The sequence below is a fragment of the Actinomadura sp. NPDC047616 genome, from assembly GCF_040642915.1.
In the GTDB taxonomy this organism is placed as follows: domain Bacteria; phylum Actinomycetota; class Actinomycetes; order Streptosporangiales; family Streptosporangiaceae; genus Spirillospora; species Spirillospora miaoliensis.
In genome coordinates this window covers 176,548-199,470 of record NZ_JBEYTB010000005.1, presented here as the reverse complement: position 1 = coordinate 199,470, position 22,923 = coordinate 176,548, and the positions used below count along the sequence as shown (strand labels likewise).

At 72.8% G+C, this 22,923-nt stretch carries 22 protein-coding genes; 8 read left to right on the top strand and 14 right to left on the bottom strand.

Going from position 1 to position 22,923, the window contains the following annotated elements; translation table 11 throughout:
- Positions 1–11: 11 nt before the first annotated feature.
- The gene (locus ABZ801_RS14450; protein WP_360697570.1) at positions 12–698 is read right to left on the bottom strand and encodes a response regulator transcription factor; all 687 of its coding nucleotides are present in this window, start codon (positions 696–698) and stop codon (positions 12–14) included.
- A complete protein-coding gene (locus tag ABZ801_RS14445) occupies positions 695–1,930 on the bottom strand; it encodes a histidine kinase (RefSeq protein ID WP_360697567.1) in 1,236 nt (411 codons plus the stop codon). The genes ABZ801_RS14450 and ABZ801_RS14445 overlap by 4 nt, the downstream gene beginning before the upstream one ends.
- A 172-nt stretch (positions 1,931–2,102) precedes the next feature.
- On the opposite strand from ABZ801_RS14445, the gene ABZ801_RS14440 reads away from it, so the two are divergent.
- The gene (locus ABZ801_RS14440; protein ID WP_360697564.1) at positions 2,103–2,723 is read left to right on the top strand and encodes a hypothetical protein; all 621 of its coding nucleotides are present in this window, start codon (positions 2,103–2,105) and stop codon (positions 2,721–2,723) included.
- 78 nt (positions 2,724–2,801) lie between these two features.
- Here the strand turns inward: ABZ801_RS14440 and ABZ801_RS14435 are convergent, their stop codons facing one another.
- The 9 genes from ABZ801_RS14435 to ABZ801_RS14395 all read right to left on the bottom strand — a co-directional run bounded on the left by ABZ801_RS14435 (position 2,802) and on the right by ABZ801_RS14395 (position 9,994).
- Complete coding sequence (locus ABZ801_RS14435) at positions 2,802–3,170, bottom strand: metal-sulfur cluster assembly factor (protein ID WP_344944923.1); 369 nt, start codon at positions 3,168–3,170, stop codon at positions 2,802–2,804.
- Positions 3,167–3,622 (bottom strand): Fe-S cluster assembly sulfur transfer protein SufU, encoded by a 456-nt coding sequence (sufU, locus tag ABZ801_RS14430; RefSeq protein WP_344944920.1) that lies wholly within the window; start codon positions 3,620–3,622, stop codon positions 3,167–3,169. The genes ABZ801_RS14435 and sufU overlap by 4 nt, the downstream gene beginning before the upstream one ends.
- Positions 3,623–3,703: 81 nt before the next feature.
- Positions 3,704–4,966 carry a cysteine desulfurase gene (locus ABZ801_RS14425; protein ID WP_344944918.1) on the bottom strand — a complete coding sequence of 421 codons (1,263 nt, stop codon included), beginning with the start codon at positions 4,964–4,966 and terminating at the stop codon, positions 3,704–3,706.
- Positions 4,963–5,730, bottom strand: coding sequence for a Fe-S cluster assembly ATPase SufC (gene sufC / locus ABZ801_RS14420; RefSeq protein WP_344944915.1), 768 nt, complete (start codon positions 5,728–5,730; stop codon positions 4,963–4,965). Before sufC ends, ABZ801_RS14425 begins: the two co-directional genes overlap by 4 nt.
- Before the next feature lie 73 nt (positions 5,731–5,803).
- The gene (locus tag ABZ801_RS14415; RefSeq protein WP_344944912.1) at positions 5,804–6,124 is read right to left on the bottom strand and encodes a bifunctional 3-phenylpropionate/cinnamic acid dioxygenase ferredoxin subunit; all 321 of its coding nucleotides are present in this window, start codon (positions 6,122–6,124) and stop codon (positions 5,804–5,806) included.
- Entirely contained in the window at positions 6,124–7,263 is a 1,140-nt protein-coding gene (gene sufD / locus ABZ801_RS14410) for a Fe-S cluster assembly protein SufD (protein WP_360697558.1), read from the bottom strand. Before sufD ends, ABZ801_RS14415 begins: the two co-directional genes overlap by 1 nt.
- Positions 7,263–8,675 carry a Fe-S cluster assembly protein SufB gene (gene sufB / locus ABZ801_RS14405; RefSeq protein ID WP_360697555.1) on the bottom strand — a complete coding sequence of 471 codons (1,413 nt, stop codon included), beginning with the start codon at positions 8,673–8,675 and terminating at the stop codon, positions 7,263–7,265. Before sufB ends, sufD begins: the two co-directional genes overlap by 1 nt.
- The gene (locus ABZ801_RS14400) at positions 8,672–9,466 is read right to left on the bottom strand and encodes a metalloregulator ArsR/SmtB family transcription factor (protein WP_344945130.1); all 795 of its coding nucleotides are present in this window, start codon (positions 9,464–9,466) and stop codon (positions 8,672–8,674) included. Before ABZ801_RS14400 ends, sufB begins: the two co-directional genes overlap by 4 nt.
- Before the next feature lie 258 nt (positions 9,467–9,724).
- Positions 9,725–9,994, bottom strand: coding sequence for a DUF3040 domain-containing protein (locus ABZ801_RS14395; RefSeq protein WP_344944904.1), 270 nt, complete (start codon positions 9,992–9,994; stop codon positions 9,725–9,727).
- Positions 9,995–10,201: 207 nt separating this feature from the next.
- Here ABZ801_RS14395 and ABZ801_RS14390 point away from each other — a divergent pair, with 207 nt between their 5' ends.
- The 5 genes from ABZ801_RS14390 to polX all read left to right on the top strand — a co-directional run bounded on the left by ABZ801_RS14390 (position 10,202) and on the right by polX (position 15,558).
- Positions 10,202–11,128 carry an ABC transporter ATP-binding protein gene (locus ABZ801_RS14390; RefSeq protein ID WP_344944902.1) on the top strand — a complete coding sequence of 309 codons (927 nt, stop codon included), beginning with the start codon at positions 10,202–10,204 and terminating at the stop codon, positions 11,126–11,128.
- Positions 11,125–11,934, top strand: a complete 810-nt coding sequence (locus tag ABZ801_RS14385) for an ABC transporter permease (protein WP_360697550.1) — start codon at positions 11,125–11,127, stop codon at positions 11,932–11,934. Before ABZ801_RS14390 ends, ABZ801_RS14385 begins: the two co-directional genes overlap by 4 nt.
- Positions 11,935–11,937: 3 nt before the next feature.
- Entirely contained in the window at positions 11,938–12,858 is a 921-nt protein-coding gene (locus ABZ801_RS14380; protein ID WP_344944896.1) for an EamA family transporter, read from the top strand.
- A 76-nt stretch (positions 12,859–12,934) separates the two neighbouring features.
- A complete protein-coding gene (gene prcB, locus ABZ801_RS14375; RefSeq protein WP_344944894.1) occupies positions 12,935–13,777 on the top strand; it encodes a proteasome subunit beta in 843 nt (280 codons plus the stop codon).
- A 62-nt stretch (positions 13,778–13,839) separates the two neighbouring features.
- A complete protein-coding gene (gene polX / locus ABZ801_RS14370; RefSeq protein ID WP_344944891.1) occupies positions 13,840–15,558 on the top strand; it encodes a DNA polymerase/3'-5' exonuclease PolX in 1,719 nt (572 codons plus the stop codon).
- Positions 15,559–15,656: 98 nt separating this feature from the next.
- Here the strand turns inward: polX and ABZ801_RS14365 are convergent, their stop codons facing one another.
- From ABZ801_RS14365 to ABZ801_RS14355, 3 genes are all read right to left on the bottom strand, one after another.
- The gene (locus ABZ801_RS14365; RefSeq protein WP_360697545.1) at positions 15,657–16,640 is read right to left on the bottom strand and encodes a COX15/CtaA family protein; all 984 of its coding nucleotides are present in this window, start codon (positions 16,638–16,640) and stop codon (positions 15,657–15,659) included.
- 58 nt (positions 16,641–16,698) lie between these two features.
- Positions 16,699–17,898 (bottom strand): PrsW family intramembrane metalloprotease, encoded by a 1,200-nt coding sequence (locus tag ABZ801_RS14360; RefSeq protein ID WP_360697542.1) that lies wholly within the window; start codon positions 17,896–17,898, stop codon positions 16,699–16,701.
- Positions 17,899–17,998: 100 nt separating this feature from the next.
- The gene (locus tag ABZ801_RS14355) at positions 17,999–18,997 is read right to left on the bottom strand and encodes a heme o synthase (RefSeq protein ID WP_344944882.1); all 999 of its coding nucleotides are present in this window, start codon (positions 18,995–18,997) and stop codon (positions 17,999–18,001) included.
- Between the two features lie 580 nt (positions 18,998–19,577).
- Here ABZ801_RS14355 and tkt point away from each other — a divergent pair.
- Together tkt and tal are read left to right on the top strand one after the other, a co-directional pair.
- Positions 19,578–21,710: a transketolase gene (gene tkt / locus ABZ801_RS14350; protein WP_360697537.1), complete on the top strand. Its 2,133-nt coding sequence runs from the start codon at positions 19,578–19,580 to the stop codon at positions 21,708–21,710.
- Between the two features lie 40 nt (positions 21,711–21,750).
- Positions 21,751–22,875: a transaldolase gene (gene tal, locus ABZ801_RS14345; protein WP_344944877.1), complete on the top strand. Its 1,125-nt coding sequence runs from the start codon at positions 21,751–21,753 to the stop codon at positions 22,873–22,875.
- The last annotated feature ends 48 nt before the right edge of the window (positions 22,876–22,923 follow it).

The following is a 22,923-nucleotide window of genomic DNA, read 5'->3' as shown; positions in this document are numbered from 1 at the left end:
CCGTGGAGCGGTCACTCGTCCCCGGCCCGCTCCGAATGCGTGATCGGCGGCGAAAAGCCGTCAGTGGCGGCCTCCTGCGCGAGGATGGCCGCCTGGACCCGGCTGCGCAGCCCCAGCTTGGACAGGATGCGGCTGACGTGCGTCTTGGTGGTCGTCTCCGCCATGGCGAGCCGCTCGGCGATCTGCCCGTTCGTCAGGCCCTGGCCGAGGCAGGCGAACACCTGGCGTTCCCGCGGCGTCAGCGCGGCCAGCGCGTCCGGGTCGGGACGCGTCGCCGGGTCGGGGCGCCGCGCGGCGAAGGCGCCGATCAGCCGGCGGGTCACCCGGGGCGCGATCACCCCGTCCCCGGCCGCGACGGTGCGCACCGCGTCCACCAGCCGGTCGGCGTCGACGTCCTTGAGCAGGAACCCGGCCGCGCCCGCCCGCAGCGCGCCGAAGACGTACTCGTCCAGGTCGAACGTGGTCAGCACCAGCACGTCGGCGAACCCGGAGATCTCCCGGGTGGCCGACACGCCGTCCAGGCGGGGCATCCGCACGTCCATGAGCACCACGTCCGGGCGCAGCTCCCGGGCCAGCGCCACGGCCCGTTCCCCGTCGGCGGCCTCGCCGACCACCTCGACGCCGGGGGCGGCGCCCAGGATGAGCACCAGCCCCGCCCGCACGGCCGCCTGGTCGTCGGCCACCAGCACCCTGATCACGCGGTCGTCTCCCTGACCCGGTCGGTGTCGTCGGCGTCGGAGGCGGGCGGCGCGGTCGGCAGCTCGGCCCGCACCACCCAGGCGGCGCCCTCGGGCCCGGCGGCGAACGTCCCGTCCAGCACGGCGGCGCGCTCGCGCATCCCCACCAGGCCGCTGCCGGACCCGGGCAGGCGGGAGCCGTCCGGCCCGAGCGGGCTGCGCACCGTGATCGCGACGCTGCCGGGCCGGTGCTCCAGCAGCACCTCGGCCCTGCCGGGGCCGGCGTGCTTGAGCGCGTTGGTCAGCGACTCCTGGACGATGCGGTAGGCGGCCAGCTCCACGGCGGCGGGCAGCTCGCGCGCCCGCCCGGCCACCGTCAGCCGGGCGTCCAGGTCGGACCGCAGCGTCCGCGCGACCAGGTCGTCCAGCTCCTCCAGGCGGGGCGCGGCGGCCGGATCGGGCTCCTCGCCGCCGTCGTCGCGCAGCAGCCCGATCATGCGCCGCATCTCCGCCAGCCCCCGCACGCTGTTGTCGCGGATCACCTCCATGGACCGCTGCACGTCGGCGCGGTCCAGGTGGGGCATCTTCAGCACGGCCGAGGAGTGCAGGGCCACGGCGCTGAGATGGTTGGCGATCACGTCGTGCAGCTCGCGGGCCATGCGGGCGCGTTCGGCGGCGACGGCAGTGCGCCGGTCCAGCTCGGCCAGGCGCGCCATCTGCTCGGCGCGCAGCCGCTGCGCCTCGGCCTTCTCCCGGTGCTCGCGCACGGCCATGGCGGTCATCACCGGCATGGCCCAGCTCACGCCCGCCACCGCCCCGGCGATGACGGCGCCGGCGAAGGTGTGCCAGCCGACGCCCACGACGGCCATCACCACCAGGGTCACCGCCGTGGTCGCGCCCAGCAGCCACTCCCCGACGTGGCGCCGCCGCCCGTACACGGCGGCCGCGTACAGGGCGTCGCCGTAGATGACCACGACGGCGAAGCTCATGCCCATGGCCAGGTCGAGGATGTTGAACGGGGTGGCCCAGGCCAGCGCCGGGAGCGGGGCGGTGCGCCGGAACGCCATCGCCGCGCACATCCCCACCAGCGGCAGCGCCCGCCAGCCCACGCCGGGATCCCAGACGTCGCTCCAGCGCGCGTAGCCGTGCACGCTCAGCATCAGCAGGCCGCCGGCCAGCGCGGCGACGGCGATCAGGGTGTCCTGTCGCGTCACGGTGAGACGGCGGGCGGCGGTGAGCGCGGGGGGCGGCACGTTCCTATCTCAGCATCCTCCGGGGGCTGCCGGGCTCCGCCTGGGTGAGGGGCCGCGTACATCGTTCGTAGGACCCCGGGTTTCGTCATCTGCGCCGAGGACTCCGCCCGTCTCCGCCGGGATGCTTGGGAGGACGCCCGGCGACGGCCGGGCGACGAGGGAATGAGGGACCATGCTCCTGGCGATCATCGCCGCCTGCGAGATCGGTTTCTGGGTGCTGCTGGCGGCCGGGCTGGCCACCCGCTACCTGCTGCGGTGGAACCGCGTCAGCGCCGTGCTGCTGGTGAGCGTCCCGCTGCTGGACGTGGTGCTGCTGACCGCCACGGTGATCGACCTGCGCGGCGGCGCCACGGCCGGGTTCGCGCACGGGCTCTCGGCGGCCTACCTGGGCTACTCGGTGGCGTTCGGGCACAGCTGGGTGCGGTGGGCGGACGAGCGGTTCGCGCACCGCTTCGCCGGCGGGCCGCCGCCCAAGGGAAAACCGCGGTACGCCCCCGAGCGCACCCGCTACGAATGGCGCGAGTTCGGCAAGGCGGCGATCGCCTGGACGATCGGCTGCGGGGTGCTGCTCGGCATGATCGCGATGGTGGGCGACGCCGACCGCACCGAGGCGCTGCTCGGCTGGGCGCTGCGGCTGACGACGATCCTGGCGATCTGGTCGCTGTGGCCGATCACGCACACGCTGTGGCCGGCCCGTCCCAAGGACCACGGCGACCGCGAGGACCACGGCGACGGCGGCGGGGACGGGCGGGACGCGGCCGTGACGAGCGGTCGCGGCGGATCCCGCTGGTGACGACGGGCGGGCCGGATACCGGCGCCGGGACGCGTCCGGGGCCGCGCGTGGCGGCCCCGGACGCGGTCCGCCGGCGGGTCAGACGTTGAAGCCGAGGGCGCGCAGCTGCTCGCGGCCCTCCTCGGTGATCTTGTCGGGACCCCACGGCGGCAGCCACACCCAGTTGATCCGCACGTCCTTGAACATGCCGTCCAGCGCGCTGGCGGCCTGGTCCTCGATGACGTCGGTGAGCGGGCAGGCCGCGCTGGTCAGCGTCATGTCCAACGTGATCGCGTCCGCATCCGGGTGGACGCCGTAGACCAGGCCGAGGTCCACGACGTTGATGCCCAGCTCGGGGTCGACCACGTCCTTGAGCGCCTCCAGGATCTCCTCCTCGGCGACGCCCCCCTCGCCGGCCGCCGGGGTGTCGGCGGCGGGCTGGGTGTCGGTGCCGGGAATGTCGCTCATGATGCCTCTCCGAGAGCTCGGGCGGTCGCGTCCTTCCACGCCATCCAGGCGAGCAGGGCGCACTTGATCCGGGCCGGGTACTGGGACACCCCGGCGAACGCGACCGCGTCCTCCAGCACGTCCTCGTCCGGCTCGCCCTGGCCGCGCGACTGCATGAGGGCCAGGAACTCGTCGCCGACGGCCATCGCCTCCTTGACCGACCGGCCGATCAGCAGGTCGGTCATCACCGAGGCGCTGGCCTGGCTGATGGAGCAGCCCAAGGCGTCGTACGAGACGTCGGCGACGCGGGCGTCCTGGCCGTCGCCCTCCAGGTGCACCCGCAGCGTCACCTCGTCGCCGCAGGTCGGGTTGACGTGGTGCGCCTCGCCCTCGTACGGCTCCCGCAGCCCCTTGTTGTGGGGGTTGCGGTAGTGATCCAGGATGACCTCCTGGTACATCGCCTCAAGCTGCATGGCTTCCTTTCCTTCCGATGGACGTTCCCGCCGGGGCGGGGCGCCGGAGACGTCCGTCTGGGGGTACAACCGGCGCGGGGCTCAGCGTCTTCCGAAGAACTCCTGCGCCTTGCGCACCCCGTCGACCAGGGAGTCCACGTCCGCCAGGGTGTTGTACAGGTAGAAGGTCGCCCGGGTGGTGGCGGGGATGCCGTACCGGCGGCAGATCGGCCAGGCGCAGTGGTGGCCGACGCGGACCGCCACGCCCAGCTCGTCCAGGACCTGCCCGACGTCGTGCGGGTGGATGTCGTCCACGGTGAACGACACCGCGCCGCCGCGCGCCTCGGTGGTGAGCGGGCCGACGACCCGCACGCCGGGGATCTCGCCGAGCCGCTCCAGCGTGTAGGCGACGAGCGCCTCCTCGTGGGCGTGCACGCGGTCCATGCCGATGCCGGTGAGGTAGTCGCACGCCGCGGCCAGGCCGATGGCCTGCGCGGTCATCGGCACGCCCGCCTCGAAGCGCTGCGGCGGCGGCGCGAACGTCGAGCCCTCCATCCGCACCACCTCGATCATCGATCCGCCGGTGATGAACGGGGGCATGGCCTCCAGCAGCTCGCGGCGGCCCCACAGCACGCCGATGCCGGTGGGGCCGAGCATCTTGTGCCCGGAGAAGGCCAGGAAGTCGGCGCCCAGCCGGGACACGTCCACCGGCTGGTGCGGCACCGACTGCGCGGCGTCCAGCACCAGCAGCGCGCCGACCTGGTGGGCGCGCTCGGCGATCCGCTCGATCGGCGGGACGGTGCCCAGCACGTTGGACTGGTGCGTCAGCGCCACCAGCTTCGTGCGCTCGTTGAGCAGCGTGTCGAGATCGTCGAGGTCGAGACGGCCGTCCTCGGTCAGCTCGAACCAGCGCAGCGTGGCGCCGGTGCGCTGACACAGCTGCTGCCACGGCACCAGGTTGGCGTGGTGCTCCATCTCGCTGATGAGGATCTCGTCGCCCGGCCCCACGCGGAACCGCTCGGCCTCGGGACCGGCGGTGGCCGCGTTGCTCATCGCGTACGCCACCAGGTTGAGCGCCTCGGTGGCGTTCTTGGTGAACACGATCTCGCCGGGCGTCCCGCCGATGAACGAGGCGATGGTGGCGCGCGCCGCCTCGTACCGCTCGGTGGCCTCCTCGGCCAGCAGGTGCGCGCCGCGGTGCGGGGCGGCGTTGTGCCGCTCGTAGAACTCCCGCTCGACGTCCAGCACCGCGGTCGGCTTCTGCGAGGTGGCCCCCGAGTCGAGGTAGACCAGCGGCCGCCCGCCCCGCACGGTGCGCGACAGCAGCGGGAAGTCCTTCTTGATCTCCTCGGGCAGCAGACTCATAGTGACGCGCCAGCCTTCACGTACTTCTCGTAGCCCTCGTTCTCGAGGATCTCGGCCAGTTCCGGACCGCCCTCCTCGACGACCCGGCCGCCCGCGAACACGTGCACGAAGTCGGGCTTCACGTAACGCAGGATGCGGGTGTAGTGCGTGATCAGCAGCACGCCGGTGTCGGTGCCCGAGCCGAAGCGGTTGATGCCCTCGGAGACGACCTTCAGGGCGTCGACGTCCAGGCCGGAGTCGGTCTCGTCCAGCACCGCGATCTTGGGCTTGAGCATCTCGAGCTGCAGGATCTCGTGGCGCTTCTTCTCGCCGCCGGAGAAGCCCTCGTTCAGGCTGCGCTGGGCGAACGCCGGGTCGATGGACAGGTTCTGCATCGCCTGCCGCATCTCCTTGGAGAACTCGCGCAGCTTGGGCGCCTCGCCGCGCACCGCGGTGACCGCCGAGCGCAGGAAGTTCGACACCGACACGCCCGGCACCTCGACCGGGTACTGCATCGCCAGGAACAGCCCGGCGCGGGCGCGCTCGTCGACGCTCATCGCCAGGACGTCCTCGCCGTCCAGCGTGACGGTGCCCGCGGTCACCTCGTACTTGGGGTGACCGGCGATGGCGTAGGCGAGGGTGGACTTGCCGGAGCCGTTCGGCCCCATGATCGCGTGGGTTTCGCCGGACCGCACGGTCAGGTCGACCCCGCGCAGGATCTCCTTGGCCCCGTCGGTTCCCTCGCCGACGGAGACGTGCAGGTCGCGGATCTCTAGGGTGGCCATGTCTCTTGTGAACTCTCTGTCGTGTCCGGAGCCGGTCTCGTGGTGGCGGCCGCTCGTCGCCCGAGTCGGCGGGCTACTCGTCGTCGCCGTCGAGCGAGACGTAGACGTCGCCGTCCTGCACCTTCACCCGGTACGTGGCGACCGGCTGGGTGGCGGGCGGGTTGGTGGGCTTGCCGGTGCGCAGGTCGAAGCACGAGCCGTGCAGCCAGCACTCGATCGTGCCGTCGTACACCTCGCCCTCCGACAGCGACACCTCGGCGTGCGAGCAGATGTCGTTGACGGCGAACACCTCGTCGCCGGTGCGGACCAGCGCCACCGGGGTGTCGCCGACCTCGACGCCGAGCGCCCCGTCGGCCGGGACGTCGGCGAGCGGGCAGACCTTGACGTACGGCATCACTCACCCGCCCCCTGGTCCAGCTCGGCCTCGATCGCCTCGGCGACCTTCTCGCGCACCTCGGCGACCTCGATCTTGTCGATCAGCTGGCCGAGGTACCCGCGCACCACCATGCGGCGCGCCTCGTCCCAGGGGATGCCGCGGGCCTGCAGGTAGAACAGGTGCTCGTCGTCGAGCCGGCCGGACGCCGAGGCGTGCCCGGCGCCGACCACCTCGCCGGTGAGGATCTCCAGGTTGGGCACCGAGTCGACCCGGGTGCCGTCGGTCAGCACCAGGTTGCGGTTCAGCTCGTAGGTGTCGGTGCCCTCGGCCTCCGCGCGGATGATCACGTCACCGATCCACACCGCGTGCGCGTCCTGGTCCTGCAGGGCGCCGCGGTAGTCGACGCGGCTGCGGCAGTGCGGGACGGCGTGGTCGACCAGCAGCCGGTGCTCCAGATGCTGGCCGCCGTCGACGAAGTACACCCCGTACAGCTCGGCGTCGCCGCCGGGACCGGTGTAGGACACCGACGGGGAGATCCGCACCAGGTCGCCGCCCAGCGACACGTTGTGCCCGGTGAAGCGGGCGTCGCGGCCGAGCCGGGCGTGCTGGTGGGACACGTGGACGCTGTCGTCGTTCCAGTCCTGCAGGCTGATCACCGACAGGGACGCGCCGTCGCCGACCACGAACTCGACGTTGTCGGCGTAGGTGGCCGAGCCGCGGTGGCTGAGCACCACGGTCGCCACGGCGAACGGCTCAACCACGACGGTGGTGTGCCCGTAGACGGCGCCGGAGGCGTCCTCGCCGCGCAGCCGCACCACGGTCGGCGTGGTCGCCACGGTCTCCTTCGGGACGGTGATCACGGTGGCGCGGTCGAACGACTCCCACGCCTGCGCGCTGACCCGGTCGGCCGGGACGTACGCCCTGCCCAGGCGCTCGTCGTCGCGGCCGACGGTCTCCACCGTCACCTCGGGCGCGGCCTCCACGTCCACGATGACCTTGCCGCCCTCGGCGGCGGTGCCGTTGTGCAGGCCGCGCAGGCGGCGCAGCGGGGTGAACCGCCACTCCTCCTCGCGGCCGGTGGGCACCTCGAAGTCGCCGACCTTGTAGGACGCCCTCTCGTGCAGGGTCGACACCGGCGTGCCGGACTCCAGGCCCATCAGCCGACCGCCCCTTCCATCTGCAGCTCGATCAGCCGGTTCAGCTCCAGCGCGTACTCCATGGGCAGCTCGCGCGCGATCGGCTCGACGAACCCGCGCACGATCATCGCCATGGCCTCGTCCTCGCTCAGGCCCCGGCTCATCAGGTAGAACAGCTGGTCCTCCGACACCTTGGAGACGGTGGCCTCGTGGCCCATCTCCACGTCGTCCTCGCGCACGTCCACGTACGGGTAGGTGTCGGACCGGCTGATCTGGTCGACCAGCAGCGCGTCGCACTTGACGGTGGACTTGCTGTGCTGGGCGCCCTCCTGGATCTGCACCAGGCCCCGGTAGGAGGTGCGGCCGCCGGCGCGCGCCACCGACTTGGAGACGATGGTGGAGGAGGTGTTGGGCGCGGCGTGCACCATCTTGGCGCCCGCGTCCTGGTGCTGGCCCTCGCCGGCGAACGCGATCGACAGCGTCTCGCCCTTGGCGTGCTCGCCCAGCAGGTACACCGCCGGGTACTTCATGGTGACCTTGGAGCCGATGTTGCCGTCGATCCACTCCATGGTGGCGCCCTCGTAGGCGACGGCGCGCTTGGTGACCAGGTTGTAGACGTTGTTCGACCAGTTCTGGATGGTCGTGTACCGGCAGCGGGCGTCCTTCTTGACGATGATCTCCACGACCGCCGAGTGCAGCGAGTCCGACTTGTAGATCGGCGCGGTGCAGCCCTCGACGTAGTGCACGTAGGCGCCCTCGTCGACGATGATCAGGGTCCGCTCGAACTGGCCCATGTTCTCGGTGTTGATCCGGAAGTAGGCCTGCAGCGGGATCTCGACGTGCACGCCCGGCGGCACGTAGATGAACGAGCCGCCCGACCACACCGCCGTGTTCAGCGAGGCGAACTTGTTGTCGCCCGCGGGGATCACCGAGCCGAAGTACTCCTGGAAGAGCTCCGGGTGCTCGCGCAGCCCGGTGTCGGTGTCCAGGAAGATGACGCCCTTCTCCTCAAGGTCCTCACGGATCTTGTGGTAGACCACCTCGGACTCGTACTGGGCCGCCACGCCGGCGATCAGCCGCTGCTTCTCGGCCTCGGGGATGCCCAGCTTGTCGTAGGTGTTCTTGATGTCGGCGGGCAGTTCCTCCCAGCTCGCCGCCTGCTTCTCGGTGGAGCGGACGAAGTACTTGATGTTGTCGAAGTCGATGTCGGAGAGGTCCGAACCCCAGGTGGGCATCGGCTTCTTGGAGAACAGCCGCAGCCCCTTGAGGCGCAGGTCCAGCATCCAGTCGGGCTCGCCCTTCTTGGCCGAGATGTCGCGCACGACCTCCTCGTTCAGGCCGCGGCGCGCCGACGCGCCGGCCGTGTCGGGGTCGGCCCAACCGAACTTGTACCGATCGAGCCCCTCCAGTTCGGGGTGGGCTGCCGTGGTCATAGGGAGGTCCTCCCGGACTCCTCGTCACTGGTCAGATTCATTTCGGGGGAGCCACTCCCCGCGTCCGCCGCCGGAGACGGCGAGGCCTGCGACCGCTCGGACGGCGACGCGGCGGCCCCCTCGCACAGGGACCGCGGGCTCACGTGGGTCGTGCAGATGCCGTCGCCGTGGGCGATCGTCGCCAGGCGCTGGACGGGTGTGCCCAGCAGGCGGCTGAACGCCTCGGTCTCGGCCTCGCACAGCTGCGGGAACTCCGCCGCCACGTGCGCGACGGGGCAGTGGTGCTGGCACAGCTGCTCGCCGCCGCCGGGGCGGGGCGCCTCGGCCGCGGCCGCCGCGTACCCGTCGCCCGACAGCGCCTCGGCCAGCTTGCGGACCCGCTGGTGGGGCGGGGCCGCCTGCACGACCGGGTGGTAGCGCCGTTCCAGGTCGGCGATCTGCCGGCGGGCGAACTCGGCCACCGCGCGGTCGCCGTTCTTCTCGGCCAGGAAGCGCAGGGCCGCGGTCGCCAGGTCGTCGTAGGCGTGCACGAACGCGCTGCGCCCGGCGTCGGTGATGGCGAACCACTTGGCCGGGCGGCCGCGCCCGCGCCGCGCCTGCGGCCGGGCCCGGCGGACCTCGATCATCCCCTCGGCGAGCAGCGCGTCCAGGTGCCGCCGGATCGCGGCGGGCGTGAGCCCCACCTGTTCGCCCAGCGCGGAGGCGGTGATCGGGCCGTGCTCGAGGATCAGCCGCGCCACCCGGGCGCGGGTGTCGCGCTCGGCCGTGCCGTGCCGCTCCCCCGCCCCCATGGCGTGGCCCTGCGACGGCACGCCGGACCGCGCGGCGGCGGTCTGCGTCCTCGTCGGTTCCTCGCTCACGTTTTTCACAACATCAGTGTGCCGTAATTCCTTCCCCGCGACCAACCCGATCCCGATGTTGTAGGTCACACAGGTAAGGCTTACCTAAGAAGTGGCGAGCGGCGTGTGCGACGGGGTTCGCGCGCCGTTTCACTTTCCTCTCGAGTCACAGCAGTCACACTGAACAAAAATGACCGCGGGGTATTCGGCTCAGCGGCGGAAACGGCCGGACGAGGCGCGCCTGCGCCCGCCCGCGGCCTCCAACCCCGCGACCGCGACGGCGGTCACCACGAAGCCCAGCACCACCAGGGCGCCCGCCGCCACAGCCGGCACCAGCACCCGCCCGCGTGCCGGCACGGCGGCCTCGCACGGTTCGTGGCTGCCGAAGGTCGCCAGCCGCTGGACGTAGTCCGGGTCCTCGGCGGCGGTCCGTTCGGCGAGCTCCTTCAGGATCTGCCACTCCGACGGCGACAGCGCCATGTCTTCCCCCCAACGCAAACTTGCACGTAAACAGCCAGTTTATTGACTCGTGCCTGACCTTTGACAGTCCGGATCGGGTGGCGGCGACGACGGGCCGCGGCCGGAAGGGCCGGCGAGGGTCAGCGGGAGCGTCCGCGGGGCGGGTGCGGGGCCGTATCCGGGACACCGGGCACGGCCGTGTCGGCGCCCGGACCTAAACTCGACTCCATGGCACCCCCCGGAGGCAGCGCGCTCGAGCTGGACGGCCTGGTCAAACGCTACGGCCGGACCGTCGCGGTGAACGGTCTGTCGCTGCGCGCCGCCCGGGGAGCCGTCACCGCGCTGCTCGGCCCCAACGGCGCGGGCAAGACCACCACGATCGAGATCTGCGAGGGGTTCCGCCGCGCCGACGCCGGAACGGTCCGCGTGCTGGGTCTCGACCCGGTCGCCGACGCGCGCGCGTTGAAGCCGCTGGTCGGGGTGATGCCGCAGTCCGGCGGCGTGCCCGGCACGGCACGCGCGGGCGAGTTCCTGCGCCTGGTCGCCTCGTTCCACACCCGTCCGCTGGCCCCGGCCGCCCTGCTCGACCTGCTCGGACTGGCCGCGCACGCGCGCACGCCGTTCCGGCGCCTGTCGGGCGGGCAGCAGCAGCGGCTGTCGCTGGCGGTGGCCGTCGTGGGACGTCCCGAGCTGGTGTTCCTCGACGAGCCCACCACCGGGCTGGACCCCCAGGCCCGGCACGCCACCTGGGAGCTGGTCGGGCGGCTGCGCGCCGCCGGGGTGTCGATCGTGCTGACCACGCACCACATGGAGGAGGCCGAGCGCCTCGCCGACCACGTCGTCATCGTCGACCACGGCCGCGTCGTCGCCGAGGGCAGCCCGGCCGAGCTGACCGGCGCCGAGCGGCAGCTGCGCTTCCGCGCGCGCCCCGGCCTGGGCCTGGAGGAGCTGCTGGCGGCGCTGCCGCCGGGCAGCGCCGCCAAGGAGTCGCCCGCCGGGCACTACCTGGTCGAGGGGGAGGTCAGCCCCGAACTGCTGGCCACCGTCACCGCCTGGTGCGCCTCCCACGGCGTCATGACCGAGGACCTGCGCATCGAGCGCCGCACGCTGGAGGACGTCTTCCTGGAACTGACCGGACGGGAGCTGCGGTCATGACCCCCGCCCCGCACGAGACCGCGCACGAGCCCGCGCGGCAGGACGCCCTCGACCTGACCCCCGCGCCCGGCGCCGCGCCCGTCCCGCGCATGATCCTCGCGCAGACCGGCTACGAGCTGCGGACCCTGCTGCGCAACGGCGAGCAGCTGCTGCTCACGCTGATCATCCCCGTGGTGCTGCTGACGCTGTTCGGCGCCACGTCCCTGCTGGACCTCGGCCCGGGGCCGCGCGTGGACTTCCTGACGCCCGGCATCCTGGCCCTGGCGGTGATGTCCACCGCGTTCACCGGCCAGGCCATCGGCACCGGCTTCGAGCGGCGCTACGGCGTCCTCAAACGGCTCGGCGCCACCCCCCTGCCGCGGTCCGGGCTGATCGCCGCCAAGACCCTCACCGTGGTCGCGGTGGAGGTGCTGCAGGCGGCGGTGATCTGCTCGGTCGCCGCGGCCATGGGCTGGCGCCCGCACGGCGACCCGCTGTCGGTGCTGGCGCTGGTGCTGCTGGGCACCGCCGCGTTCAGCGGCTTCGGGCTGCTCATGGCCGGGACCCTGCGCGCCGAGGCCACCCTCGCCGCCGCCAACCTGGTCTACATCCTGCTGCTCGCGGTGGGCGGCGTGGTGTTCCCCCTGGACGAGTTCCCCGCGGGAATACGGGACGCGCTGGAGTTGCTGCCGATCTCGGCGCTGGCCGAGGGGCTGCGCGACGTCCTGCGCGACGGCGCGGCGTTCCCCGGCGGCCCGCTGCTGGTCCTGGCGGTGTGGGCGGCCGCCGGGTTGGCCCTGGCCGCCCGCTTCTTCCGATGGGAGTGATCCGTGGCGCTCGCTGAGGCCCCCGGCTCGTACGAACGTCCCGGCGGGTTCGCGGGACGTGCGCGCCCGCTGTCCCTGGGCACCGTGCCGCCGCCCGCGCTGATCCTGCTCGGCATCCTGTCGGTGCAGGTGGGCGCGGGACTGGCCAAGCACATGTTCGACCGGCTGCCCCCGGACGCGGTGGTCTCGCTGCGGCTGCTCACCTCGGCGGTGGTGCTGGCGTTCGTCACACGCGGGGCGCTGCGGGTCACGCTGCGCGGCAGGTCCCGGCGCGACTGGGCCGTGGTCGCGGGGTTCGGGCTGACGCTGGCGCTGATGAACTTCTCCATCTACCAGGCGTTCTCCCGCATCCCGCTGGGCGTGGCGGTGACGATCGAGTTCCTCGGGCCGCTGGCCGTGGCCATCATGGGGTCGCGGCGGGCACGCGACGCGGTGTGGGCGGTGCTGGCCTTCACCGGCGTGCTGATGCTGGCGCGCGGCGGCGAGATGGATCCGGTCGGCATCGCGTACGCGCTGCTGGCCGGGGTTTGCTGGGCCGCCTACATCCTGCTGACCGCGGCGACCGGGCAGCGGTTCCCCGGCTCGACGGGCCTGGCCGTGGCCAGCATCGTCGGCACCGTCGCGATCATGCCCGTGGGGATCGCCGCGGGCGGCGAGGCGATGCTCGACCCGGAGCTGCTGCTGTTCGGCCTGGGCGTGGGCCTGCTGTCGTCGGTGATCCCCTACAGCCTGGAGATGGAGGCGCTGCGGCGCATGCCCGCCCGGGTGTTCGGCATCCTGATGAGCCTGGAACCCGCCGTGGCCGCCCTGATCGGGGTGGCGCTGCTCGGCGAGGTGCTGTCGGGCCGCCAGTGGGCGGCGATCGGATGCGTCATCGTCGCCTGCGTCGGCGCCACCCGCGGCCGGGAGGAGCCGTCCGCCTGACCGCCCGCGGCACGGTGGCGGGACGGCGCCGGCCCGTGAAAGGATCACCCGCAGGACGAACCGGAAAGGAGCCGCCGTGACCGGCCGCGCCGACGAGCAGGGACTGCCGCCCGAGTTCTTCGAGGCGGGATCGGCGTCGTTCGTCGACTTCCTGCGCGTCCACTCCCCCGACCTGCTGCCCGTCAACCGCGTGGGCCGCGACGGCGGCACGCTGCCGGACCTGCCGCACGGCACGACCGTGCTGGCGCTGGTCTACGACGGCGGCGTGATGATGGCCGGCGACCGCCGCGCCACCCGCGGCCACGAGATCGCCTACCGCGAGCTGGACAAGGTGCAGCGCGCCGACGAGTACTCGATCGTCGCGTTCGCCGGCACCGTCGGGCTGGCGATGGAGATGGTGCGGCTGTTCCAGGTCGAGCTGGAGCACTACGAGAAGATGGAGCTGTCGCGGCTGTCGCTGGCGGGCAAGGCCCGCCGTCTCGGCGCCGTCGTGCAGGCCAACCTCGCCCAGGCGATGCAGGGCCTGGCGGTGGTGCCGCTGTTCGCCGGATACGACCCCGACGAGGACCGCGGCCGCATCTTCACCTACGACATCACCGGCTCCCCGCAGGAGGCCCGCGACTTCCACGCCGAGGGGTCGGGCTCCCCGTCCGCCCGCGGCGCGCTGAAGAAGCTCTACCGGCCCGGCCTGGACGAGCGGGACGCCGCCGCGGTGTGCGTGCACGCCCTCTACGACGCCGCCGACGACGACACCGCCACCGGCGGCCCGGACCGCCAACGGCGCATCTACCCGACGGTCGCGGTCGCCACCGCCGACGGCTTCCGCGCCCTGTCCGAGGACGAGGTCACCGAGATCGTCGAGGAGGTCGTCCAGGGCCGCTACGAGCGCCCCGACGGCCCGGTCGCCCCGCTCCGCTGACCCCGGCGGCACCGGCTCCGGCGGCCCGGCGGAACGTCGTACCCGGCTCCTAGACTGCCGATATGGCACGGGCGAACGACGAGGCGGCGGACCTCATCCAGGAGCTGGCGGATCTGCTGTCCATCACCGGGGGCGACGCGTACAAGATCCGGGCGTACGAGAAGGCGGCGCGGGCGATCGCGGGCTACCCCGAGGACATCTCCGGGCTCGACCTGGCCGGGCTGAAGAAGATCCCGACCGTCGGCGACGCGATCGCCAAGAAGCTGCTCGACTACCTCGCCACCGGCACCATCCGGCAGGTCGAGGAGCTGCGCGCGCAGATCCCGGCGGGGGTGCGGGCGCTGACCTCGATCCCCACGCTCGGGCCGAAGAAGGCCATGGCGGTCTACGAGGCGCTCGGCATCTCCTCGGTGCCCGAGCTGGCCGAGGCGATCCGCCAGGGCCGGCTGCGCGACCTGCGGGGCTTCGGCGCCAAGACCGAGGAGAACATCCTGCACGGCATCGAGCTGATGCAGCAGGCGGGCGAGCGGGTCCTCATCGACGTGGCCGCCGACCTCGCCGAGGAGATCGTGGCCGAGCTGTCGCGGGTCACCGGGTGCGTCCGCTGCACCTACGCCGGGTCGCTGCGCCGCATGCGCGAGACGATCGGCGACATCGACGTGCTGGCCGCCTCCGGCGACCCGGGTCCGCTGATGGAGGCGTTCACCGCGCTGCCCTACGTCACCGAGGTCATCGCGCGCGGCGAGAAGAAGACCTCCGTGCGCACCGTCAAGGGCCTGCAGGTCGACCTGCGCGTCGTCCCGCCCGAGTCGTGGGGGGCGGCGCTGCAGTACTTCACCGGCTCGCAGGCGCACAACATCCGCACCCGCGAGATCGCCGTCCGCGCCGGGCTGAAGCTGTCGGAGTACGGGCTGTTCGACGCCGGCACCGACGAGCTGATCGTCTCCGAGACCGAGGAGGAGGTCTACCAGCGCCTCGGCCTGCCGTGGATCCCCCCGGCGCTGCGCGAGGACGGCGGCGAGATCGAGGCCGCGCTGGCCGGGGACCTGCCCCGCCTGGTCACCGTCGAGGACCTGCGCGGCGACCTGCACAGCCACACCGACCTGACCGACGGCACCGCGTCGCTGGCGGACATGGTCGCCGCGGCCGCCGGCCGCGGCCTGGAGTACTACGCCGTCACCGACCACGCGCCCAACCTGTTCATGCAGCGCATGACCGACGAGAAGGCGCTGGCCCAGCGCGAGGAGATCCGCGCGCTTCAGGAGCGCCACCCCGGGCTGACGCTGCTGCACGGCACCGAGCTCAACATCGACCCCGACGGGGGCGTCGACTGGGACGCCGATTTCCTCGCCGGCTTCGACGTCTGCGTGGCCTCGGTGCACTCGCACTTCACCCAGGACAAGGCCGAGATGACCCGCCGCCTGGTCCGGGCCTGCGAGAACCCGCACGTCCACGTGATCGGCCACCCCACCGCCCGCCTGATCGGCAGGCGGCCGCCCGTCGACGCCGACTGGGACGAGGTCTTCAAGGCCGCCGCCCGCACCGGCACGGCACTGGAGATCGACGCCTTCCCCGACCGGCTGGACCTGCCCGCCGACCTGATCCGCCGCGCCAAGCGCTTCGGCGTCAAGTTCTCCATCGACACCGACGCCCACGCGGTCGGCCACCACCGCAACATCCGCTACGCCGTGGGCACCGCCCAGCGCGGCTGGCTGACCCCCGACGACGTCATCAACACCTGGCCCCTCGACCGCCTCCGCGCCTTCCTGCGCAAAACCTGACAGGCCCGCGCCGGGCACCAGGTGCTCGGCGCGCTGCCCGCCGACGAAGGCTCGCCGCGGCGATGCGGTTTCGTGCGGCCGCACGAGCGGGGGCCGGGTCAGGCGGGCTGTGGGGCCTTGGTCCGGGTGGGGGTGGGGGCCGGGACGGGCAGGGGGCCGCGGTCGCGCGTGGACAGCAGGACGCGCAGCACGGCGATCCACATCAGGGCCGCGCAGAGCATGTGCAGCACCACCAGCGGGGCCGGCACGCCCAGGAAGTACTGGACGTAGCCGAGCACGCCCTGGCCCAGCTCAAGCCCGAACAGTTCCAGGGTGCGGCGGCGCACGTCGCGGGGCGCGTTCGTCCGGTGCAGGGCGGCCAGCAGCGTGACGGTGAGGGCGACGGTGACCCACGCCAGGAGGCTGTGGACGCGGGTGACGTCCTCGATGTTGAAGCCGTAGCGGCGGGAGTCGGCGTCGCCCGCGTGCGGGCCGGTGCCGGTCACGACGGTGCCCGCGATCAGGACGGCGCCGGTGGCGACGACCAGCGCCTGCGCGATGCGCCGGACGGCCGGGCCGACCAGGGCGCGCGGCGCCGCGTCGCCCTCCCCTGCGCGCACCCACAGCGCCACGCAGAAGATCAGCAGCGCGGGCGAGACCAGGAAGTGCAGCGACACCGACGTCGGGTGCAGCTCGGTCAGCACCACGATGCCGCCGATGATCGCCTGGGCGACCACGCTCAGCGGCTGGGCGGCGGCCAGCAGCAGCAGGTCGCGGCGGCGGGGCCGCAGCCGCAGGGCCGCGACGAACACCAGCAGCCCGATCGCCAGCACCAGGAAGGTCAGCATCCGGTTGCCGAACTCGATGGCCATGTTGACGGCCGGATGCTCGGGGCTGTGCGTGGGGACGAGGCTGTCGCCGGTGCACTTGGGCCACTCGGGGCACCCCAGGCCCGACTCGGTGACCCGCACGGCGCCGCCGGTCGCGATGATCCCCGCGTTGCCGATCACTCCGAACAGGGCGAGCAGCCGCATCGACGCGGGGGTGGGACGCCACACGGCGTCACGCGCTCTGGAGAAAAGGGACAGCACTTCGTCGGCCACGCCATTCATCGTATTGGCGGTCCGTCGTGACCTGGATCCGCCCCCGCGGTAGCCGCCGTCAGCGGCCGTAGGGACTGTGCGGCGGCATGAAGCCGGACGGCCCCTGCGGCGCCCACGGCGGCGCGGCGGGCGGCGGCGTCCGCAGGAACGCCTGGCGGGCCAGCGCCATCAGGTTCAGCAGCGCGTCGCGGCGCGCGTCGAACCACCGGGGGTCGGCGACGCCGCGTTCGACGCGCTTGTGCAGCAGCGCCAGCTCGGTGGCGGCCAGCTGGTAGTCGGCCATGGCGCGGGCCGCGCCGGGGCCGCCGACCATCCGGGCCCAGCGCCGGGCGATCCGGCGGGATTGCATGGAGCGCAGCATCTGCACGTCCTGCGGCGTGACCAGCCCGGTGCCGGCGTACATCGGCAGGTAGGTCTCGATGCGGCGGACGGTGCCGCGGCGGTCCACCACCACGAGGATGACCAGGACGAGCAGGACGCAGAAGTCCAGGACGTACACCATGGCCAGGCCGCCCAGCCCGAACGTGGTGGCGCCGTTCCACATGCCGTGCAGCAGCATCGCGCCGAACAGGCCGATCAGCGGGACGACGACGCGGCCGCGGCGGTGGGTGGCGGCGTAGGCGACGCCGAGGCCGGTCATGGAGGTGAACAGCGGGTGGCTGAGCGGCGCGACGATGCCGCGCAGCACGAACACGGCGCCGAGCTGGTGCGCGCCGCCCTCGTCGAAGGCGCGCATGTAGTAGGTGACGTTCTCCATCATCGCGAACCCGAGGCCGACCATGCCCGCGTAGATCAGCCCGTCGGCGACGCCGTCGATCTCGTTGCGGCGGAACCACAGCAGGCCGAACAGCACCGCGCCCTTGAGGGTCTCCTCGATCAGCGGGGCGCCGAGCACGGCGCTGACGAAGTGCCCCTCGGCCTCGCCGAACACCGGCACGGTGACGTAGATCATGCCGAGGGTGTTGAGCACCAGCGCGCCGAGCACGGCCACCCCGGCGCCCCACATGAACGAGAACACCAGCGTGCGCGGCGGCTCGGGCTCCAGCCGGTCCAGCGTGAGCATCAGCGCGATCAGCAGCGGGATCGGCAGGATCGCCAGGACCAGCCCGGTCCAGAAGCCGGCCCCGCCGTACAGGGCGGAGACGCCCAGCGCGGCCAGGGCGCACAGCGAGGAGACGGTGAGCCCGGCGATCAGTCCGATCGGCGGGCGCCCGGGGATCCGTCCCGCCAGGACCGCCTTGGGGTCTACGCGTGCCATGTCGCGAGCGTAACCGGCCCGTCGGCCGGGCGCTAAGCGCGCGTCGCCCGCGACGGCGGCGGGGTCGGCACGGTCGCGGGGGCCGGCGCGGCGGCGGGGGTCAGCGCAGCAGCGGGTCGATCGCGACGGCGGTGAACAGCAGCGCCAGGTACACGTTCGACAGGTGGAAGAAGCGCATGGGGCGCAGGTGCACGCCCGTGACGCCCGCGCGGACGGCCTTCAGCAGGCGGTGCCCCTCGGCCAGGAACACCAGGCCGAGCACGACGGCCACACCGCCGTACACCGGTCCCATCCCCCCGACCGGCCACAGCAGCAGCGAGCACGCGACGGTGGCGTAGGTGTAGATCAGGGACTCGACGATGACGCGCCGTTCGCCCGCGACGACGGGCAGCATGGGCACCTTGGCGACCGCGTAGTCCTCGCGGTAGCGCATGGCCAGCGTCCAGGTGTGCGGGGGCGTCCACAGGAACACCACGCCGAACAGCACGAAGGGGGTCCAGGCCAGCTCGCCGGTGATGGCGGTCCAGCCGATGAGCACCGGCATGCAGCCGGCGATGCCGCCCCACACGACGTTCTGCGAGGTGCGCCGCTTGAGCAGCAGCGAGTACACGAAGATGTAGAACAGGATCGCGAACGCCGCCCCCGCCGCCGCGGGCGCGTTGACGGTGAGCAGGAACCCGACGGTGGACGCGACGGCCAGGGCGATGCCGAAGACCAGCGCCTCGGTGGGGGTCACCTGCGCGCGGGCCAGCGGGCGGCGGCGCGTGCGGCGCATCTTGGCGTCGATGTCGCGGTCGATGTAGCAGTTGATCGCGTTGGCGGCGGCGGCGGACAGGGTGCCGAACGCCAGCGTCGCCAGCACGGTGCCCAGCGGCGGGACTCCCCCGGCGGCCAGGAACATCACCGGGATGGTGGTGATCAGGAGCAGCTCGATGACGCGGGGCTTGGTCAGCGCCACGTAGGCCCGCAGCAGCTCGGGCAGCGGGCGCCGCCCGGCCGCGGCCTGCGCGGCCGGCGGAAGCGCGGGCGCCTCGGGGGTCATCCCGGTCGGCATCTCGTCGGCGAGATCGACCGCGTACTTGTTACTGAGCACCGTCACAATCGGTCCACGTTCAGCTAGGCATAGGAGATTCGCGTACCACCTCGGCGGCGCCCCCGCGTTTTGGGTCGCACCTCGGTTCGGTGAAACGACCGCGGCCGCTTGGAGCGACCGCGCAATCACTGTAGTCCGCCCCCTGCCGGGGTCACGCACCGGGTCACCGGACGCGCCGCGGCCGAGGGGGGGTCCGGGGGCGTGTCGACGGCGCCGTCGGTGGGACGCGGCGTCCCCCTGGAGTTCACCCGGGCGGGGGGTTAGGGCCGAAGGCGATCGGGCAAGGGTCGTCAAGGCGGCACGCCCCCCGCCGCCTGTACGGACGTCAACGGAGACGGCACGGCGGTCCGCTAGGCTCGGACCGGCGAAGCATGATCTTCACCGGCCACGGCGGGACGCCGTCCGAGGACGGCCGAGCGGTATCGCGCTCCCACGCGCGGCCGCAGGTCGGGCGAGGGGTCCGGGCCGTGCGGGAAGAACACGCGGGCTGGGCCACGTTGCGCCTAGGGGCGGGGCGAGCGCGGCGGCGCCGCGCACATCGCACACGACAATCCGAGACAGTGGTTCGAGAGGAGCCTGGCGTTCCGTGACTGGGGACAGCAGCACCTTTGAATGGTCCGACCTGGACCGGCGGGCCGTGGACGTGATCCGCGCCCTCGCCATGGACGCGGTGGAGGAAGCGGGTTCCGGTCACCCGGGCACGGCCATGAGCCTGGCTCCCGCCGCCTACCTGCTCTTCCAGCGTTTCCTGCGGCACGACCCCACCGACCCCTCATGGCCCGGCCGCGACCGGTTCGTGCTCTCCTGCGGGCACTCCAGCCTGACCCTGTACATCCAGCTCTACCTGTCGGGCTACCCGCTGACGCTGGACGAGCTGAAGGCGCTGCGCAAGTGGGGCAGCCTCACCCCCGGCCACCCCGAGCACGGTCACACCGCGGGCGTGGAGACCACCACCGGCCCGCTGGGGCAGGGCATCGCCAACGCGGTCGGCATGGCGATGGCGGCCCGCCGCGAGCGCGGCCTGTTCGACCCCGACGCCGATCCGGGCGCCTCCCCGTTCGACCACACCATCTGGGCGATCTGCTCCGACGGTGACATCGAGGAGGGCATCAGCCACGAGGCCAGCGCCCTGGCCGGTCACCAGCGGCTGGGCAACCTGGTCGTCCTGTACGACGACAACCACATCTCGATCGAGGACGACACCGCGATCGCGCTGTCGGAGGACGTGCGCGCCCGGTACGCCGCCTACGGCTGGGACGTGCACCACGTCGACTGGACCGAGGGCGGCGACTACCACGAGAACGTCGAGGCGCTGGCCGCCGCGATGGAGGCCGCGCGCGCCGAGACGAGCCGCCCGTCGTTCATCGCGCTGCGCACGATCATCGGCTGGCCCGCCCCCAACAAGCAGAACACCGGCAAGATCCATGGCGCGGCGCTGGGCGCCGACGAGGTCGCCGCGACCAAGCGCGTCCTCGGCCTGGACCCCGGTAAGACGTTCGACGTGCCCGCCGACGTGCTCGCGCACGCCCGCCAGGTCGCCGACCGGGGCCGCGCCCTGCGCGCGGAGTGGACCAAGGCGTTCAAGGCGTGGCGGCAGGACAACCCCGAGCGCGCCGCCGAGTTCGACCGTCTCGCCGAGCGCCGCCTGCCCGACGGCTGGACCAAGGCGCTGCCGGAGTTCGAGCCGGGCAAGGAGCTGGCCACCCGCGCCGCGTCCGGGCAGATCCTGAACGCTCTGGCGCCGGTGCTGCCGGAGCTGTGGGGCGGCTCGGCGGACCTGGCCGAGAGCAACAACACCACGATGAAGGGCGAGCCGTCGTTCATCCCGGAGGAGTTCCAGACCAAGGAGTTCCCCGGGCACCGGTACGGCCGCACCCTGCACTTCGGTGTGCGCGAGCACGCGATGGGCGCGATCCTCAACGGCATCGCGCTGCACGGCGGCACCCGCCCGTACGGCGGCACGTTCCTGGTGTTCAGCGACTACATGCGCCCGGCGGTGCGGCTGGCGGCGCTGATGAAGCTGCCGGTGACGTACGTGTGGACGCACGACTCCATCGGCCTGGGCGAGGACGGCCCGACGCACCAGCCGGTCGAGCACCTGTGGGCGCTGCGCGCGATCCCCGGGCTGGACGTGGTGCGCCCCGCCGACGCCAACGAGACCGCGGTGGCCTGGCGCACGATCCTGCAGCACACCGACCGCCCGGCGGGGCTGTGCCTGACCCGGCAGAAGGTGCCGACGGTCGAGCGCGGCAACGGGCTGGCGTCGGCCGAGGGCACCGCCAAGGGCGGGTACGTGCTGGCCGAGGCCGAGGTCGACGGCGGGCGGCCACACGTGATCCTGATCGCCACGGGCAGCGAGGTGCAGCTGGCGCTGGAGGCCCGGGAGATCCTGGAGGCCGAGGGCACGCCGACGCGCGTGGTGTCGATGCCGTGCGTGGAGTGGTTCGAGGCGCAGGACGAGTCCTACAAGCAGCAGGTGCTGCCGCCGGCGGTGCGGGCCCGGGTCTCGGTGGAGGCCGGGGTGGCGCTGGGCTGGCGCGGCTACGTCGGGGACGCCGGCGAGTCGGTGAGCCTGGAGCACTTCGGCGCCTCGGCCGACTACAGGACGCTGTTCCAGCAGTTCGGGCTGACCGCCGAGCGGGTGGTGGCCGCGGCCAAGGCCAGCCTGATCAAGGCGCACGCCGAGGGCGCCGGGCGCGGCGAGACCACCGGCAACTGAGCGCCGTATCCCCGATCGCGACCCCCGAGCAGGAGGAACGATGAGTGAGACGTTGAAGCGGCTGTCCGCCGAAGGCGTGTCCATCTGGCTCGACGACATCAGCCGGGAGCGGCTGCGCACCGGCAACCTGGAACAGCTGGTGCGGGAGAAGAACGTGGTGGGGGTGACCTCCAACCCCACGATCTTCGCCAAGGCGCTGGGCAAGGGCTCGGCGTACGACGACCAGGTCCGCGACCTGGCGGTGCGGGGCGTGGACGTGGAGGAGGCGTCCCGCGCGATCACCACCTACGACATCCGGTGGGGCTGCGACGTGCTGCGCCCGGTGTACGACCGCACCGAGGGCCTGGACGGGCGGGTCTCCATCGAGGTCGACCCGCGGCTGGCCCGCGAGACCGAGAAGACGGTCGCCGAGGCGCGGGCGCTGTGGTGGATGGTGGACCGGCCCAACCTGTTCATCAAGATCCCGGCGACCGTGGAGGGGCTGCCCGCGATCACCGCGGCGCTGGCCGAGGGCATCAGCGTGAACGTCACGCTGATCTTCTCGCTGGAGCGGTACGGGCAGGTCATCGACGCGTTCTTCGAGGGGCTGGAGAAGGCCCGGGCGAACGGGCTGGACCTGTCGAAGATCGCCTCGGTGGCGTCGTTCTTCGTCAGCCGGGTCGACACCGAGATCGACAAGCGGCTCGACAAGATCGACTCGGAGGAGGCGGCGAAGCTGCGCTCCAAGGCGGGCGTGGCCAACGCCCGGCTGGCGTACGCGCTGTACGAGGAGAAGTTCGGCTCCGACCGGTGGCAGGCGCTCAAGGACGCCGGGGCGCGTCCGCAGCGTCCGCTGTGGGCGTCGACCGGCGTGAAGGACCCGAACCTGCCCGACACGCTGTACGTGGACGAGCTGATCGCGCCCGGGACGGTCAACACCATGCCGGAGGCCACGCTGGAGGCCACCGCCGACCACGCCGAGGTGCGCGGCAACACCGTCCAGGGCGCCTACGACGAGGCGCGGGCGCACATGCGGGCGCTCGCGGACGTCGGCGTCGACTACGACGACGTGGTGCGCGTGCTGGAGGACGAGGGCGTGGAGAAGTTCGAGGCGTCCTGGAGCGAGATGCTCGGCACGATCCGCCGCGAGCTGGAGGACAAGGCGCCCGGCGGGGGCGGCGCGTGACGCCGGGGAGCGGCGGTCGCGTCTCCGACGGCCGGCCCGGGAGGTGCC

What these genes read in the sequence shown, in the direction of transcription:
- ABZ801_RS14440 (WP_360697564.1), top strand. Translation starts at nt 2,103, where the DNA reads ATGCTCCTGGCGATCATCGCCGCCTGCGAGATCGGTTTCTGGGTGCTG.
- ABZ801_RS14435 (WP_344944923.1), bottom strand. Translation starts at nt 3,170, where the DNA reads ATGAGCGACATTCCCGGCACCGACACCCAGCCCGCCGCCGACACCCCG.
- sufU (WP_344944920.1), bottom strand. Translation starts at nt 3,622, where the DNA reads ATGCAGCTTGAGGCGATGTACCAGGAGGTCATCCTGGATCACTACCGC.
- ABZ801_RS14425 (WP_344944918.1), bottom strand. Translation starts at nt 4,966, where the DNA reads ATGAGTCTGCTGCCCGAGGAGATCAAGAAGGACTTCCCGCTGCTGTCG.
- sufC (WP_344944915.1), bottom strand. Translation starts at nt 5,730, where the DNA reads ATGGCCACCCTAGAGATCCGCGACCTGCACGTCTCCGTCGGCGAGGGA.
- ABZ801_RS14415 (WP_344944912.1), bottom strand. Translation starts at nt 6,124, where the DNA reads ATGCCGTACGTCAAGGTCTGCCCGCTCGCCGACGTCCCGGCCGACGGG.
- sufD (WP_360697558.1), bottom strand. Translation starts at nt 7,263, where the DNA reads ATGGGCCTGGAGTCCGGCACGCCGGTGTCGACCCTGCACGAGAGGGCG.
- sufB (WP_360697555.1), bottom strand. Translation starts at nt 8,675, where the DNA reads ATGACCACGGCAGCCCACCCCGAACTGGAGGGGCTCGATCGGTACAAG.
- ABZ801_RS14400 (WP_344945130.1), bottom strand. Translation starts at nt 9,466, where the DNA reads ATGGGGGCGGGGGAGCGGCACGGCACGGCCGAGCGCGACACCCGCGCC.
- ABZ801_RS14395 (WP_344944904.1), bottom strand. Translation starts at nt 9,994, where the DNA reads ATGGCGCTGTCGCCGTCGGAGTGGCAGATCCTGAAGGAGCTCGCCGAA.
- ABZ801_RS14390 (WP_344944902.1), top strand. Translation starts at nt 10,202, where the DNA reads ATGGCACCCCCCGGAGGCAGCGCGCTCGAGCTGGACGGCCTGGTCAAA.
- ABZ801_RS14385 (WP_360697550.1), top strand. Translation starts at nt 11,125, where the DNA reads ATGACCCCCGCCCCGCACGAGACCGCGCACGAGCCCGCGCGGCAGGAC.
- polX (WP_344944891.1), top strand. Translation starts at nt 13,840, where the DNA reads ATGGCACGGGCGAACGACGAGGCGGCGGACCTCATCCAGGAGCTGGCG.
- ABZ801_RS14360 (WP_360697542.1), bottom strand. Translation starts at nt 17,898, where the DNA reads ATGGCACGCGTAGACCCCAAGGCGGTCCTGGCGGGACGGATCCCCGGG.
- tal (WP_344944877.1), top strand. Translation starts at nt 21,751, where the DNA reads ATGAGTGAGACGTTGAAGCGGCTGTCCGCCGAAGGCGTGTCCATCTGG.